Source organism: Nocardioides kongjuensis, from assembly GCF_013409625.1.
GTDB classification, from domain to species: domain Bacteria; phylum Actinomycetota; class Actinomycetes; order Propionibacteriales; family Nocardioidaceae; genus Nocardioides; species Nocardioides kongjuensis.
In genome coordinates this window covers 3,540,457-3,555,685 of the sequence record NZ_JACCBF010000001.1, presented here as the reverse complement: position 1 = coordinate 3,555,685, position 15,229 = coordinate 3,540,457, and the positions used below count along the sequence as shown (strand labels likewise).

The window sequence follows — 15,229 nt, the reverse complement described above, 5'->3', positions numbered from 1 at the left end:
CCGCATGTCGGAGAGCGCCGCACCCAACGTCCGCCACCGCAGCCGCCGGATGCTCGGCCGCGACCCCCACGAGAGCAACCGGGTGTCCAGTCCGTTGGAGCTGCTGTTCGACCTCACCTTCGCCGTCGCCTTCGGCGCGGCGGCGAGCGAGCTCGCGCACGCCCTGGCTCACGGCCACGTGGGCGCGGGTGTCGTCGCGTTCTGCTTCGCGACCTTCGCCATCTCGTGGGCGTGGATCAACTTCACTTGGTTCGCGTCGGCGTACGACACCGACGACTGGCTCTACCGCCTCACCACCATGCTCCAGATGGTCGGCGTGCTGGTCCTCGCCCTCGGCCTCAAGCCGATGTTCGCCTCCGTCACCGAGCACCACGACACCCTCGACCTCGACGTGATGGTGGCCGGCTACGTCGTCATGCGGATCGCGATGGTCCTGCAGTGGTGGCGTGCCGGCTCCCACGACCGGGGTCGGCGCGACGTGGTGGGCACCTACCTGCTGTCGATCCTGGCGGCCCAGGTGCTGTGGGTCGTGCTCGCGCTGGTCGACGTCCCGGTGGCTGCCACCTTCGTCCTGCTGGGTGTCCCGTTCCTCATCGAGCTCTGCGGTCCGGTGTACGCCGAGACCCGGCTCGCCGGCACCCCCTGGCACCCGCACCACATCGCCGAGCGCTACGGCCTGATGGTCATCATCGCGCTGGGCGAGGGCCTGATCGGGACGATGGCGTCGATCAACGTGCTGGCCGAGGACGCTCTGAGCTGGGAGGTCGGACTCCTCGCGCTGGCGGGTACGGCACTGACCTTCGGCATCTGGTGGAGCTACTTCGCCGCCCCGGCCGGCGCGATCCTGCACGCGCACCGGGAGCGCTCCTTCGGCTTCGGCTACGGCCACCTCGCGGTCTTCGGCAGCATCGTCGCGGTCGGTGCCGGCCTGCACGGCGGGGCGACGTACCTCGATCACGCCACCCACCTGGGCCTGGTCGGCACGGTGCTCGCCGTCGCGATCCCGGTGTCGCTCTACACGCTGCTCCTCCACGCCGGCTACTCGTCGCTCACCCGGACCTTCGACCGGCTCCACGTCGTGCTGCTGCTCCTCACTGCGGTGGTCATCGGGATCGCGCTGGTCATGGCGGCGGCCGACGTGGAGCTGGTCTGGTGCTTGCTCGTGCTGTCCCTCGCGCCGTGGGTGAGCGTCGTCGGGTACGAGACGACCGGGTTCCGCCGCGACGCCGCCGTCGTGGAGGAGGCGGGAGCGTGACCCCCGTTCGGGGGGCATTTCCCGCGATGTCCTCCAACTCGCCTCCGCGGACCGGGACCTCCGACCTACCGTGATGCGGGATGGGTGCATCACCACTGGCGAGTGGCTCCCCGCGTGCGGTGGTGAGAAGCCCGTTCGTTCATCGAAGTCGTCCGGCCGTCGGCCGATCGGGGTGGGTCGGTGAACCCTGCCGCGCAGCGGTGGGGTCGTCGGCCCGGGGAGAGCAATGGAGCACCAGTCCGAGGAAGAGCTGCTGGAGCGGGTTCGTCAGGGGGAGGAGACCGCGTTCGGCATCCTGTTCGTCCGCCACCGCGGCTACGCGCACGCCATTGCCCGGCGGGTCGTCGGCGACCGGGACGCGGAGGACGTCGTCGCCGAGGCTTTCGAGCGGATCTTCGCGATCATCAAGGGCGGCCGCGGGCCGACGACGACCTTCCGGCCCTACCTCAGCGTGACCGTCCACAACGTCGCCGTGAACCGGCTGCGTGGGCGCAGCCGCGAGCAGGTGACCGAGCCCAGCGACCTGATCCCGCTGCTCGTCACGGACGACACGTCGGGACAGCACCTCACGAGCAGCGTCGTGCGCGACGCCTTCGCGGCGCTGCCGGCCCGGTGGCAGCAGGTGCTCTGGCTGTGCGAGGTCGACCGGGTCCCGCACGACGAGGTCGGCGAGCTGCTCGGCATCCGGCCCAATGCCGTCGCGGCCCTCGCCATGCGTGCCCGACGCGGGCTCGCCGACGCCTACCTTGCCCAGTACGCCCGGTCCTCCGACTCCGACGAGTGCCGCAAGATCGTCGACCACCTGCCGGGGTACGTGAACGGGAACCTGACTCGCGCTCGCCGTGAGGCGGTCGACCGGCACCTGCAGTCGTGCCGCGCCTGCCCGCTCGCGATCCTCGAGCTCGGCGAGGCGCGCCGCGACGTCAGCGCGCTGCTCGCCCCCCTCGCCCTGGCGATCGCCGCTTCCGGAGCGGTGGGCGCGACCGGCGCGACGGCCACCGGCGGGATCGGCGCGTTCGTCAGCGGTTCGTTCGGCAAGGCGCTGACCGGCGTCGTCGCCTCCGCCGCGGTCGCGGGTGCGGTGGCGACTGTCGCGCTGGCGGCGGTCCGGGCACCGGCGCCACACGAGACCGCGGCGCCGGCGACGCCGCTGCAGACCGAGAGCAGCGTGGCGTCCGGCCAGGGGACGCCGGTGTCCCCACCCCCCTCACGGGACCCGGCGCCGGACGCCACGCACCCCCTCGCGACCGCGATCCCGGCGCCCGGCAGTGTCGTGCCGACGCAGGTCGTCCCGCAGGGCAGGCGCCTCGACCGGCTGGAGCGGGACCCGGGCCCGACGGCCTTGCAGGCGCCCACGCTCCAGGCGCCGGCCGAGGCACCGACGGCGTCACAGGCGCCGACCGAGTCGCCGACCGAGTCGCCGACCGAGTCGCCGTCACCGCCGCTGACCGACCCTCGCCTCGGTACGCCGATCTGGGGCGCCTCGCCGTCAGGCCCCGCCTGGCGCCGGGTCACGATCGCGGTCGACGGTGACGGCCAGCCGGTCCGCGTCGCGCTCGGCGGGGTCGGGGCGACCAGCTACTGCGTGAGTGGCGCCGCGGCCGGGCGGTGCGCCCCGCGCGCCCCGTACAGCCCGTGGGCTGACCTGGTCATGGCCGGCCCGGGGGTCACGCAGCTGAGCATCGACATCAAGGCCGCGTACACGACGTACCTGACCGTCGTGATCACCGATGTCGGCGGCCGCGACGCCGACCTCGGCAACAACAGCCGGTCGATCGTCGTGCCGACGCCCGGCCCGGCCGACGCCGACCCCGGTCAGTGAGGCCAGCGGGCCGAGTCGTCCAGCCAGGCGCGAGCGGCCTCGACAGCCACGCGACGGGTGAGGGCCCGGGCGACGTCGGCCGCGGCGCAGCCCCGCTCGAGCTGCGCGACCAGGGCGGTGTGCACGTGGAGCAGGGCGTGCCGGCGCTGGTCGCGCAGGCCGGGACTCAGCAGCGCCGTCGTCGTGCGTTCGTGCGTGACGCCGAGTGCGTCGGCCAGCACGACGTCGTCGAGGAGGCCGGGTGCCTCCATCAGCCGCCGCAGCTGGAGTGCCGTCGGGTGCAGGGCCAGCGCCTGGGCGGCTGTGACGGCCCGATGGGTCCACGGCCACGCGCGGATGGCGTCGTACATCTCGGCCCGCTTCGTCACGACTCGTAGACGGACGAGGGCCTGGTTCCTGACGCGGTCGGACTCTTTTCGCGCAACGCGTCATGTCCGGACCGAACGGGTGTCAACCGGGCATGGGAGCCGTCACCACGAACCAAGGGCCGCACGACCCGTCACCCCACCGGGCTGACGACCGTCCGACCGGAGCCGCGCTGCAGCTGCTGGTCGACCACATGATCAGCGAGAGCGTCGCCGACCTCGACCGGCCACACGTGCTGGCCATCACCGAGGCCGGCCACACCTACGTCTCGGGGCCGTACGCCGATGCGCAGGCAGCGCTCTGCGCTCTCGAGGACGACCGCCGGGTCAACGCCGAGGTCGCGGGGGCGCGCAGCTACCGCGTCTCGCCGCTGCTGCCGCCGTTCTGTCCGCATCTCGCGGACGGTCGGGGGAGCGCGGATGGGTGACCCCCGGCTGACCCCCGAACAGGTGTCAATTGGCCGCGCCTGCAGCGCATTCGCCGTCATGGCTCGTTCCGGTTCGGACACGATCTCCGCGACCGGGGTGAGGCCCCGGCAGTGGGCCGGACGAGACGTGCAGATCCATGTTGAACGACCCGCTGGTCGCGCCGGTCGCGACGTCGAGATGAAGGGGACAGATCAGTGAGCAAGTCGAGTTGGAGCCATCGTGCGTGGCGGACCTGGGTGGTGGGCCTGGTGCTCGCCCTGGGGGCCGTCGTCGTACCGTCCTGGACGCCGTCGGCGTCGGCTGACGTCGTGCCGGGGGACAGCCTGTGGGTCGGCCCGAAGATGCAGGGCTACTCAGGAAGCGGGATCCACGGGATCTTCAAGGACACCCCGGCCGACACCAGCAACCCGGGGACCCCGGACTACTGGGGCTACTGCATCGAGCACGACGTGTCGGCGAAGTCGTACCGCGACGGTGAGGTCGTGGCGCCGTCCGACTACCTCGGCACGAATCTCTTCACCCAGCCCGCGGTCCAGGCCAAGGTGCTCTGGGTGCTGGCGCACAGCTACCCCTACCTGAGCCTGGCGGACTTCCGCGCGGCCGCAGGCGTGCCGAACCTGACGGTGAACGACGCGATCGAGGCGACCCAGTACGCCATCTGGCGCTACACCGACCTCGGGTTCGACGCCGGATGGAACTTCTCGAGCGCGGACGGCGGCACGGCGTACTGGTACCTCGTCGACGGTGCCAACGCCAGCGGTGGCATGACGCCGGGCGACTTCCCGTCGGTCACGGCGAGCATCGCCGCTCCGGCTGCCGCCCAGGTTGCCGGGACGCTGGTCGGCCCGTTCACGATCAGCACCAACCAGCCGACCGTCAGCGTCTCCGTGGATCCGGGCGTGACCGTGACCGACGCAGCCGGCACCGCCATCAACACGGCTGCCGTGACCGACGGCCAGCAGGTCTACCTCGACCTGCGCGGCTCGGCCACCGCCGGGTCCGCCACGCTCACCGTGTCCGCCAACGGCGCGGGCGGCAGTGGCAACATCATCTCGGTGCCCAACACCGCCGGTGGTACGCCGACCGCCGGCGACCACGCGCAGACGCTGATCCTGATCGCGCCGAGCACCGCCACGACCACCGACTCGGCCGACGTCAGCTGGGCCGCGGCCCCGGCCCCGTCGATCGGCACCACGCTGACCGACAAGGCCGACGGCGACCACACGATCCCGGCCGGTGGCGGCACGGTGGTCGACACGATCGCCTACCAGAACCTGGTGCCGGGTACGTCGTACACGGTGACGGGTGAGCTGATGAGGAAGTCGGACGGCTCCGCGACCGGCATCACCGGCTCGAAGACGTTCACCCCGGCCAGCGCGAACGGCACCGTCGATGTCGAGTTCACGGTTCCGCCCGGGTACGCGGGTCAGTCGCTGGTGGCGTTCGAGACGCTCGAGGTGACCGGTCAGACCCTGGTCGTGGCCTCGCACACCGACATCAACGACACCGCCCAGACCGTGGGCGTCGGCAAGGGAGCGCCGACCGTGACAACGCAGGCCTCGGCGGCGACGGTCCAGGTCGGCGCGGCCCTGCACGACGTCGTGACCATCACCGGCTTCGTCCCGGGCGGCAACGCGACGGGCTCCGCGACCCTCTACGGTCCGGTCGCCGCCCTGAACGGCAACGTCTGCACTGAGGCGAACCAGGTGGGCACGGTCGCCTTCACCCCGCAGAACGGGACGATCTCGACCCCGACCATCACCGTGACCCAACCGGGCCTCTACACCTGGCAGGTCACCCTGAGCGCGGACGACCGCAACACCGCAGCCACCCACGCCTGCGGCCTCGCGGCCGAGACCACCACGGTCCAGCCCGCGACTCCCGGCGGCGGAGCCGCGGGGAAGGTCTCGCTGACGACGGAGACCTCGCACGCCGAGGTCAAGCCGGGCGCCCAGGTATCCGACAAGGTGACCATCGCCGGCTTCGTCCCCGGTCACGGCGCCACCGGCTCGGCAACGCTGTACGGGCCGTTCGCCTCGCGCAGCAAGATCACCTGCACGCCGACCAACGCGGTGGCCACGGTGGCTTTCACGCCCGCCAACGGCACCGTCGAGACACCCCAGGTGCAGGTGAACCGCACCGGCTACTACAGCTGGGTCGCCTCGACCACTGCTGACAGCCACAACACGGCGGCCACGCACGCCTGCGGCCTGGTCTCGGAGACGACGCTGGTGCGCAAGGACCAGTACGCGGTTCCGGTGGTCAGCACGGGCTTCAGCACCGATGGCTGGGACGGCGCCGGCCGTCGCACGATCGACCGGATCAGCATCCCCTCCATCGGGGTCAATGCCCGGACGTCGCTCGTGGGTATCAAGCGGGGCAGGATGGCGGTGCCCGGCAATGTCGCCCGTACCGGCCAGCTCGCGCAGTCCGCCGCGGCTGGTGACTTGATCGGCACCACCGTGATCGCCGGCCACGTGTCGGACGAGCACGACCGCCCGGGAGCGTTCTGGAAGCTGACCAAGATCCGCAAGGGCAAGATCGTCACCGTGTGGCAGGGCGGCAAGAAGATCAAGTACCGGGTCACGGCTGTCGAGAGGTTCTCGCGAACCAAGAAGCTGCCGGCGCGGATCTTCTCGACCACCGGGGACCACGAGCTCGTGCTGATCAGCTGCGCGAACAAGGTGCGCACCTCCGGCGGCGGGTTCCACTACAACCAGAACGTCGTGGTCACCGCAGTCCCGATCGGCTAGTCCCGACCGGCTGGTCCCGATCGGCTGACGCGCTGTGCAGTACTCCGTCGGCGGTGGCGTGCTCCGCCACCGCCGACGGGCCAGGTCTGCGCCACGGGCCGGGCGATGGCTCCGTCGTGTCGTCGCGCCGGCGACGAGGGCCGAGTCGATCTGCTGCGTTCCCACCAGGAGCACACCGCCCCGACGGCGGTTGCTGAGTGCGCGGCACGCGCCTCGGCAACCCACTTGTCCTGTCCCAGCGGCCTAGGTGCGATCTCCGTGAACCAGACCCACGACATCGAACAGCCGGACCGACATGGCCGACCGGGCCGGCAGCTGGCGTCCGAACAGCTCGAGGCACTCGACGTGCACGGTGTCCGCGTCGACCCGCGGACCAGGCAGGTCTGGCGTGGTGGTGTCGAGGTTCGTTGCACCAGGATGGAGTTCAGGCTGCTGCACTGCCTCATGGTGAACGCGGGGGCCGTCGTGAGTCGCGAGCAGCTCATGCGGGACGTGTGGAGCACGACCTGGCCCACGCTGTCGTCCTCCAAGACCATCGATGTCCATCTGGGCTGGCTCCGCAGGAAGCTCGGTGACGACCCGAGGGCTCCCCACCTGATCACGACAGTGCGGGGGCAAGGGTTGAGGTTCGAGGTGGGTCCGCACACGCCGCCGGCTCAGACACGCTGAGCGGAGTGGGTCAGGCAGGCACCAGGATCTCGGCGACCTCCTGGTCGCCGACCGGCAGCACCCGCGCGGTCGCGCCCAGCGGACCGGTCGCGGACCGTACGCCGGCGCCGAGGTGCGGGTGCGCACCCACCAGGGTGATCCGGGCCCCGGCGGGGTCGGGGAACAAGGTCACGGTGAGGTCGGCACCGCTCGGCGTACCGGCGACCGCAGCGAGCACGACATCGCCCAGGTGGGCCGCGACATCGGCCGGCAGGTCCGTGCCTCCGGAGCGCACCACCAGGCGCACGCCACTGTCGTGGGCCTCGTTGAGGGCGCGGGCGAACCACTGGCCGACGTGCACCAGGTCCGGGTGCAGCAGGGTCAGCTGGCGCAGGTAGGCCTCCTCGGTGGCGCACTTGTGCCGCAGCGCCGGGTTCCCCGGGTCGTCGGCGCTGCGGGCCGCCTCGAGGAGCTCGAGGGAGCGGTTCAGCCCGGCGCTGCGCCAGCGGGCCCGGGACCGTTCGGCGGCCTCGCGCTCGGCGAGCCGGGTCCGGTCGGCCCATGCCGCCAGCTGGTCGGCGGCAGCCCGGACGCCGATCTCGCCGACGGTGCCCTGGAACCGACGCCATGCCGCGAGCAGGCCGAGTCCGGCGGCACCGGCCGTCAGCACGATCGTCTCGGCCTGGTCCGTCGACTGGCGACCGCTCAGCGCCGCGACCGCCACGACGACCGCCGCATAGACCCCTCCCGCCCACACGGCCGCCCTCCGCCGTGGGCTGAGCTCGGCGACGACGATCAGCAGACCGGTGGCCCCGACGGCCTGCCAGAGCACGGGTTCCTCGCGCCCGAAGTCGACCGCTGCAGCCGACAGCGCGAACGCCGTCCCCGCTGCGCCGGTGAGCACCGCCACCGTCCACCACGGCATCCGGTCGCGGTGCCGCGTCGTCTGCCACGCGAGGGCCGCCCCCAGGGCTGCGAGGGTCGCCATCACGTAGTCCGGCGTTGCCTCGCCGGGGTGGTTGTTGACCGAGAGGAAGAAGCCCATCGCGGCGACGCCGGCGGCATAGAGCAGGCAGGCGCGGCGTCGAAGGTGCTGGACGACACCGGCGATGTCGCTGCCTGCCCCCGGCCCGTCGGCGTCGCCCCTCGGCACGGTGAGTGTCACCCGGGTGCCCCGGCCGGGCGCGGTGTCGACCCGGACGTCGATGCCGGCCTCCTGCGTCCGCGAGAGCACCGAGGTGGCCAGTCCACCGCTTCCGACGCGGCCGTCGAAGCCCACGCCCTCGTCGGCCACGGTGACCACGAGGTCGCCGTCCCGGTCGTCGGCCCGCACCACCACCTCGTCGACACCGGCGTGCTTGGCGGCGTTCTGGACCAGCTCGGTCGTGGCCCGGCGCAGCGCTCGCAGCCGCGCGACGGGGAGCTCAGCCTCGATCCGGGCGAGGGCGTCGTCCGTGAGGCCGAGGTGACGCACCTCGACCCGCGTGTCGTACGACGCCCCGCGCAGCCCGCCGTCGTCGGTCAGCGGCTCCGCGCCGTCCCGCAGGGCCCGCACCGTGGCGATGTCGCGGGCGCAGCGCTCGCGGACCGCGGTGGCGTCGCTGACCGCGGCACCGCCGCTGGCGAGGGCGGCGAGGGTGTTGATCACGGTGTCGTGCAGGACCCGGGCGTCCTCCGCGGAGGCCCGGCTGGCGGCCTCCTGCGTGGCGACCGCGGCCCGCTCCCGCTCGGCGGTCGCGGCCTCCTCGTCGGCCAGGGTGGCGAAGTCGAACATGTAGGACAGGCCGACCCGGGTCGCGGCGACGATCGCGACCTGGGTGCCCAGCACGGCGATCGGGAAGGCAGGCCCCAGGTCTGGGCGCGTGACCAGCATGGCGGGAGGGACGAGGAGGGCGCCGGCGAGCGCCAGCACGAGGGAGGTCCGGCCGCGCAGGACGAAGGCCGGCGTCGAGCTGCCCAGGTTCATCATCCAGCAGCCCGCGAACAGCAACGGGTCGGCCATCGATGCGGCGCCGGCCCAGTCGGCGACGTAGAGCACCGGGACGGACACCACGGGCAGCCACAGCGGCAGCCGGCCGGCCCGGGCGACCAGGGTGGCGACCAGCACGACGGCGTGGGCCCCGAGCAACGGCAGCAGCCGGGTGACCGGGCCCGGTGAGGCGACGACCGCCGTGAGCATCACCAGCTGCCAGGTGGCGGTCATGAGCAGGAAGGTGCGCGTCATCGCGGCGGAGAGCGTGCGTGTCGCCCATCCCTCCTCGGCCGGCGCGAACGGCCCGGCGCGACGCACCAGGTCGCGGGCGAGGTCGCGTGCCCTGTCCCGTCGCCGGCCTGTCGTCACCGGGCAACCTTCTCGTACTCCCGACGGGTGAGAGGAACCAACCCGCGGACAGCCTCGGACCCCGCTGCCACAATGACGCCGTGGGAGTGGGAGATGGGTCGGAGGTCTGGCGGGTCGCGCTCGTCGAGGACCACCTGCTGCAGCGTCGACGCACCGAGGAGATCCTCGGTGGCGAGTCGGGCCTGGTGGTGGTGGCGAGCTGCAGCACCCTGCCCGAGTTCCTCGCCTGGGTGCAGCGCGCACCGATCAGCGCGCGTCCCCAGCTGTTGGTGCTCGACCTCAGCGTCGACCGCGGACCCAGCGTCGACCCGGACGTCGTGGCCCGCCTCGTCGACGCGGGCCTGCGGATCCTCGTGCTGTCGGCGCTGGCCTCGCCGGCCCTGGTCCGTGCCGTCATCAAGGCCGGGGTCGCCGGGATCGTGGGCAAGCGCGACTCCGAGCAGGACGTCGTCGACGCCGTGTGGACCGTGCTGCGCCGCGGTGAGTGGATGACGCCCGACCTTGCCGCCGTGATCGCCTCCGACGCCGACCGACCGCAGCTCAGCGACCAGGAGGAGCGAGCCCTCGTGCTCTACGCCTCCGGCCTCACCCTCGGTGCGGTCGCCCAGGCGCTGGGCGTCAAGCAGGACACGGCCAAGACCTACATCGCGCGGGTGAAGTCGAAGTACGCCGCAGCCGGCCGTCCGGTGCGCTCCAAGGTCGACCTGAGCCGGATGGCCATCGACGACGGGTACGTCGACGTCGGCTGAGACCTGCTCACGGGGGCGGCATCGCACCACCCACCCGGGCAGGTGCGGCCCGCTGATCGGTTCGGTCAGCCGGCGCGGCTCGGGCCGAGGCAGACCGCGACCAGGTCGCCCGCGGCCTCGCCCAGGAAGACCGACCAACCGCGGTCGAAGGACACCAGCTCGGTGGCTCCGTCAGGAGTGCGGATGATCGCCGTGCTCGGGATGACGTCGCGGTCGAACCCGGTGAACGAGCACCGGTTCTCGCGCATCATCGCGTCGAGCGGCCCCGACGACATGTCGATGCGGCGGGCGGGATCGGCGGGCGGCGGGGTGGCGACCGAGCTCATCGCGCCGTAGCCGACCAGCAGAGTCAGCGCGGAGACCGTCGTTGCCGTGCGCACGGCGTGGATGCCGACCCGGAGCCAGGACGGGGACGCGGCAAAGACACTCATGAAGCCCCCCTTGCCTGTCCTGATCAGCCCGTTCCCGGGTCACTTCCCACTGCCCGTCTCAACGACGGGGGCGGCGCCGGGTCACGACCGCGTGACGAGGCAGACACGCCCAGCACGCTCGGACACGGCAGGATGGGGCCATGAGCACCCCACGAAGTTCTTCTCCTCCGCTTCGCTCCCCCGAACAACTTCGCAGGGACCCCGCGTGACCTGGTTCGACGCCCCGGCCGACGCGGCCACCCGGCTCGCGACGGCGGGCTACCTCGCGGACGCCGCCACCGCGACCACCACCTACCTCGCCGGCGCGCTCGAGAAGCCGCTGCTGCTCGAGGGGCCGGCGGGTGTCGGCAAGACCGAGCTGGCCAAGGCGGTGTCCCGTGCGACGGGGGCCGAGCTGGTCCGGCTGCAGTGCTACGAGGGACTCGACGAGGCGCGCGCCCTGTACGAGTGGAACTACAAGAAGCAGCTGCTCCGGATCCAGGCGGCCAACGCCGGCGACTCCGGCGTCGACTGGGACGCGACCCACGACGACATCTTCAGCGAGGAGTTCCTGCTCACCCGGCCGCTGCTGACCGCGATCCGCCGCGAGGAGCCGACCGTGCTGCTGATCGACGAGGTCGACAAGACAGACATCGAGGTCGAGGGCCTGCTGCTGGAGGTGCTCAGCGACTTCCAGGTGACGATCCCCGAGCTCGGGACCGTGGCTGCGACCCGACGGCCCTTCGTCGTGCTGACGTCGAACGCCAGTCGGGAGCTGTCGGAGGCGGTCAAGCGGCGCTGCCTCTACCTCCACATCGACTACCCCGACGCCGAGCGTGAGCGCCAGATCCTGCAGCAGCAGGTGCCCGGACTCGACGACCGGATCGCCGAGCAGCTCGTCACCACCGTCGGACGGCTGCGGGAGCTGGAGCTGAAGAAGGCGCCGTCGATCGCCGAGTCCGTCGACTGGGCGCGGACGCTGATCGCCCTCGAGATCCGCGACCTCGACGCGAAGGCGATCACCGACACCCTCGGTGCGGTGCTCAAGCACCAGTCCGACCACGAGCGCGCCGTCAAGGAGCTGAAGCTGGCGAGGTCCTGACCATGAGCACCGAGAGGTCGGACGCGTCAGGCCTGCTCGAGCGCCACCTCGCGTTCGTCGAGGCGCTGCGCGGTGCCGGCCTGTCCGTCTCGCTCGCCGAGGACATCGACTCCCTCGCCGCGCTCGGCGCGGTGCGCTGGGGGAACCGGGCGATGGTCCGCGACGCGTTCGCCGCGACGATGGTCAAGAAGCAGGCGCAGCGCACGACCTTCGACGCCCTCTTCGACGTCTACTTCCCGGCGATGGTCGGCAACGGTGCCGGAGCCGAGGAGGGGGACGAGGCCGGCGACGGGCCGGTCCGCGACAACGCCTCCGCCCTCGTCGACTTCCGCGACCGGCTGGCCGAGGCCCTCGAGGCGAGCCAGGTCGACGAGGCCGAGCTGCGCCGGATGGCCGCCGAGATGGTCGGTGTCTTCGGGGCGATGCCCGGCCGCGGGCCCGGCCTGTCGTCCTGGTCGGCCTACACCGCGCTGCAACGGGTGGCTCCCCAGGAGCTCGTCGACCGTCTGGTGGCCGGACTGATGGGCGAGGGAGCCGACGAGGAGGACGCCCGCCGTCGGGCCAACCGCCGGATCGGCTCGTTCACCGCGATGGTCGAGGACGACGCCCGCCGCCGGATCGCCGAGGAGAAGGGGCCCGACCACGTTGCCGAGGTCGCCGTGCGCCCCAGCATCGACAAGCTGGCCTTCATGGCCGCCCGACGTGGCGACCTCGAGGAGATGCGCAAGGAGATCTTCCCGCTCGCGCGCCGGCTCGCGACCCGGCTCGCCAAGGAGCAGCACTCCCGGCACGCGCGTACGGCGCCGCTCGACTTCCGGCGTACCGTCCGGGCCTCGATCGCCACCGGCGGCGTACCGATCACGACGCACCACCGGCCCAAGCGGCCGCACCGCACGGACCTCGTCGTGCTGTGTGACGTCAGCGGGTCGGTGGCCAACTTCGCCCAGTTCACGCTGCTGTTCGTGTTCGCGCTGCGCGAGGTCTTCCAGAGCATGCGGGCGTTCACGTTCATCGACCACGTGCACGAGGTCACCGGCCACTTCCGGCCCGGGGCGGACCCGGTCGACGTCCTCACCGACCTGGCAGCAGCGACCTCGCACGCTGCGCTGTGGGGACGCACCAACTACGGCCGGGCGTTCACCAAGTTCGAGGAGAACCACCTCGACGCGCTCACCTCCAAGACCACGCTGCTCATCCTCGGCGACGCCCGGTCCAACTACAGCGACCTCCACGAGGACGCGCTGCGCCGGCTGACGGGCTCGGTGAAGCGGACCTTCTGGCTCAACCCCGAGCACGAGCGCAACTGGGGGACGGGCGACTCCGCGGCGCCGGCGTACGGCGAGATCGTGCGGATGATCGAGTGCCGCAACCTGAACCAGCTCAGCGAGTTCGTGCACGACCTGGCGTGGTGACGAAGGGGCCGCACCGTTCGGTGCGGCCCCTTCGCCTTCGACGTCATCGCCCTCGGTGGAGAGGGCTGTCCGGGTCAGCGTCCGGAGAGGCTCCGGGCGCCGGTGGCGGGCGTACCCGCGACCTTCTTGGGCTTCTTGGGCGTCTTGACCTTGGCCTTCGACGGCAGGGACTGGACCGGGTTGCCGGCAGGGGTGGTGCCGGTGGCCGTGGCGACGTTGACGACCTTGCCGGCGGCCAGGTCACGCTGGTGCACCTTGTAGGCGGCGGTGCAGGTGATCGAGGCGCCCGGCGCGAGTCCGGTGGCCGGGAGCGCCGGGCACTTCGGGGTCAGGCTGCCCTTGCCGCTGAACTGCTGCTCCGCGATCGTGACGGTCTTCAGCGCGATGTTGCCGGTGTTGGTCACCTTGAAGGTGTACGTGATCTTCTCGCCGAGCTTGGCGACCTTCCTGGGCGTCGCCTTCTTGACCAGCGAGAGGCCGGGAACGGCGGGCTGCACCGTGGCGGCCGCGGTGTTGTTGGCCGGATTGCCGCGGTCGGTGACGCCGACGTTGTTCAGCACCGGCGCGTTGCCGGTGAGGACCTTGCTGTAGACCAGCGTCAGCTTCTCGCCGTTGTCGAGACCGCGGACCTCGTCGCCCGCGGGCCGCGAGCAGTCCAGCTCGCCGTCGGCGGGGATCGCCGAGCCGACCGCGGTGTCGCAGGTGAACGGCGTGCCGCTGCCGCTGGCCTGGACCGACACCAGGGTGCCGCCGCCCGCCTTGTCGTCGGTGACGGTCACGGTGTCGTCGATGCCCATCAGGTCGGGACCGTTGTTCGTGATCACCAGGGTGTAGGTCACCGGGGTGCCGGACTCGAACACCTCGGCCGCAGCCGTCTTCTTGACCGAGAGGTCGTAGGCACAGGGCTCCCACTCGAGCTCGCCGGTGCCGTTGCGGCTTGCGCCGTCGGGGGCGAGGGAGTCGCCCTCGGCCTGGTCGATGAAGGTGGCGCCGTGCGCGGTGCTGAAGAAGCTGGAGCCGCCGCCACCGCCGCCACCGACGATGGCGGCGCCCACGTCGGGGTCGGTGGCGTCAGGGGTGCCGCCGCTCACGTCGCCGACGGTGGTGGCACCGCCGCCACCGCCGAAGTAGCCGGCCCCGCCGCCGCCGCCCTGGTCGGCACCGTCGCCGCCGCCGCCGTTGCCGCCACTGCGGTCCACGCCGGGGTTGCCGTTGTCGGCGGGCTTGTCGGCGTGGACCCCGCCGAGGCCGGGAGCGTCGATGGCACCGGCGCCGCCGCCGCGGGGCGCGCGAGGCGTGGTCGAGGCGTCGACGCCGTTCGCGCCGTCCTGGCCGGCGAAGGCGCCCTGGCCCTCGATGACACCGGCGTGGCCGCCACCGCCTGCCTTGGCGTTGTGGCCGCCGCCGGAGCCGCCGCCACCGCCGACGAGGGCGACGAGGTCGCCGTTGACGAGGAAGCTGGTGTAGCCGCCACCGCCGGCACCGGGGTGGGTCCCGGTGCCACCGTTGCCACCGTGGTCGGTGCCGGACGCGCCACCGAGACCGCCGCCCGCGCCGCCGCGCCCGACGACGCCGGTCAGCACGTCGGTCGGCGACACCGGGATCCGGAACTGGACCCGGGCACCTTGGCCGCCGCCGGCCTGGGTCGGGTCGTCGGTGGGCGGCTCGTCGTCGTTGTCGGCGCCGGAGATGGCCGTGCCGCCGTTGCCGCCCTCGAGGGTGACGATCGCGGCGCAGGAGCCGGGGGCGGGGGTCAGGTCGAACGCGCCGAGGCCGAGCGTGGTCGGCTCGTCGGGGGGCGTGGCTGGATCGGCGTGCGAGCTGGGCACGCTGCTGAAGATGGTGATCGTGGCGGTCGCGGTGGCCAGCGCGGCGATGCCGGCCAGCCTCACGCGCCGTGAGGACGGGGGAGTCAAGGTGGACATGGCCGGATTTGTACCGGC

Annotated in this window: 12 protein-coding genes; 8 read left to right on the top strand and 4 right to left on the bottom strand. The window is 72.3% G+C overall.

Annotated elements, in window-relative coordinates; genetic code table 11:
• Positions 1-4 precede the first annotated feature (4 nt).
• On the top strand, positions 5-1,255 hold the full coding sequence (locus tag BJ958_RS17120) for a low temperature requirement protein A (protein WP_218865823.1): 1,251 nt from the start codon (positions 5-7) through the stop codon (positions 1,253-1,255).
• A gap of 226 nt (positions 1,256-1,481) precedes the next feature.
• On the top strand, positions 1,482-3,077 hold the full coding sequence (locus BJ958_RS17115) for a sigma-70 family RNA polymerase sigma factor (RefSeq protein ID WP_179728125.1): 1,596 nt from the start codon (positions 1,482-1,484) through the stop codon (positions 3,075-3,077).
• On the opposite strand, the gene BJ958_RS17110 is transcribed toward BJ958_RS17115, so the two are convergent.
• Complete coding sequence (locus tag BJ958_RS17110; RefSeq protein WP_179728124.1) at positions 3,071-3,445, bottom strand: hypothetical protein; 375 nt, start codon at positions 3,443-3,445, stop codon at positions 3,071-3,073. The two genes, BJ958_RS17115 and BJ958_RS17110, sit on opposite strands and share 7 nt — an antisense overlap.
• A 92-nt stretch (positions 3,446-3,537) precedes the next feature.
• On the opposite strand from BJ958_RS17110, the gene BJ958_RS17105 reads away from it, so the two are divergent.
• From BJ958_RS17105 to BJ958_RS28025, 3 genes are all read left to right on the top strand, one after another.
• Positions 3,538-3,870 (top strand): hypothetical protein, encoded by a 333-nt coding sequence (locus BJ958_RS17105; protein WP_179728123.1) that lies wholly within the window; start codon positions 3,538-3,540, stop codon positions 3,868-3,870.
• Between the two features lie 195 nt (positions 3,871-4,065).
• Positions 4,066-6,624, top strand: coding sequence for a VaFE repeat-containing surface-anchored protein (locus BJ958_RS17100; RefSeq protein ID WP_179728122.1), 2,559 nt, complete (start codon positions 4,066-4,068; stop codon positions 6,622-6,624).
• A 258-nt stretch (positions 6,625-6,882) separates the two neighbouring features.
• Positions 6,883-7,293 (top strand): winged helix-turn-helix domain-containing protein, encoded by a 411-nt coding sequence (locus BJ958_RS28025; protein WP_343052714.1) that lies wholly within the window; start codon positions 6,883-6,885, stop codon positions 7,291-7,293.
• Positions 7,294-7,303: 10 nt separating this feature from the next.
• Here the strand turns inward: BJ958_RS28025 and BJ958_RS28645 are convergent, their stop codons facing one another.
• On the bottom strand, positions 7,304-9,613 hold the full coding sequence (locus tag BJ958_RS28645) for an ATP-binding protein (protein ID WP_179728120.1): 2,310 nt from the start codon (positions 9,611-9,613) through the stop codon (positions 7,304-7,306).
• Positions 9,614-9,693: 80 nt separating this feature from the next.
• On the opposite strand from BJ958_RS28645, the gene BJ958_RS17085 reads away from it, so the two are divergent.
• A complete protein-coding gene (locus BJ958_RS17085; RefSeq protein ID WP_179728119.1) occupies positions 9,694-10,362 on the top strand; it encodes a response regulator in 669 nt (222 codons plus the stop codon).
• A 65-nt stretch (positions 10,363-10,427) separates the two neighbouring features.
• On the opposite strand, the gene BJ958_RS17080 is transcribed toward BJ958_RS17085, so the two are convergent.
• On the bottom strand, positions 10,428-10,793 hold the full coding sequence (locus BJ958_RS17080) for a hypothetical protein (RefSeq protein ID WP_179728118.1): 366 nt from the start codon (positions 10,791-10,793) through the stop codon (positions 10,428-10,430).
• 205 nt (positions 10,794-10,998) lie between these two features.
• On the opposite strand from BJ958_RS17080, the gene BJ958_RS17075 reads away from it, so the two are divergent.
• Together BJ958_RS17075 and BJ958_RS17070 are read left to right on the top strand one after the other, a co-directional pair.
• Positions 10,999-11,874 (top strand): AAA family ATPase, encoded by an 876-nt coding sequence (locus BJ958_RS17075; RefSeq protein WP_179728117.1) that lies wholly within the window; start codon positions 10,999-11,001, stop codon positions 11,872-11,874.
• A gap of 2 nt (positions 11,875-11,876) precedes the next feature.
• A complete protein-coding gene (locus tag BJ958_RS17070) occupies positions 11,877-13,286 on the top strand; it encodes a vWA domain-containing protein (protein WP_179728116.1) in 1,410 nt (469 codons plus the stop codon).
• A gap of 74 nt (positions 13,287-13,360) precedes the next feature.
• Here the strand turns inward: BJ958_RS17070 and BJ958_RS28640 are convergent, their stop codons facing one another.
• Positions 13,361-15,211: a DUF7507 domain-containing protein gene (locus tag BJ958_RS28640; RefSeq protein ID WP_179728115.1), complete on the bottom strand. Its 1,851-nt coding sequence runs from the start codon at positions 15,209-15,211 to the stop codon at positions 13,361-13,363.
• Between the last annotated feature and the right edge of the window lie 18 nt (positions 15,212-15,229).

What these genes read in the sequence shown, in the direction of transcription:
- BJ958_RS17120 (WP_218865823.1), top strand. Translation starts at nt 5, where the DNA reads ATGTCGGAGAGCGCCGCACCCAACGTCCGCCACCGCAGCCGCCGGATG.
- BJ958_RS17115 (WP_179728125.1), top strand. Translation starts at nt 1,482, where the DNA reads ATGGAGCACCAGTCCGAGGAAGAGCTGCTGGAGCGGGTTCGTCAGGGG.
- BJ958_RS17105 (WP_179728123.1), top strand. Translation starts at nt 3,538, where the DNA reads ATGGGAGCCGTCACCACGAACCAAGGGCCGCACGACCCGTCACCCCAC.
- BJ958_RS17080 (WP_179728118.1), bottom strand. Translation starts at nt 10,793, where the DNA reads ATGAGTGTCTTTGCCGCGTCCCCGTCCTGGCTCCGGGTCGGCATCCAC.
- BJ958_RS17070 (WP_179728116.1), top strand. Translation starts at nt 11,877, where the DNA reads ATGAGCACCGAGAGGTCGGACGCGTCAGGCCTGCTCGAGCGCCACCTC.
- BJ958_RS28640 (WP_179728115.1), bottom strand. Translation starts at nt 15,211, where the DNA reads ATGTCCACCTTGACTCCCCCGTCCTCACGGCGCGTGAGGCTGGCCGGC.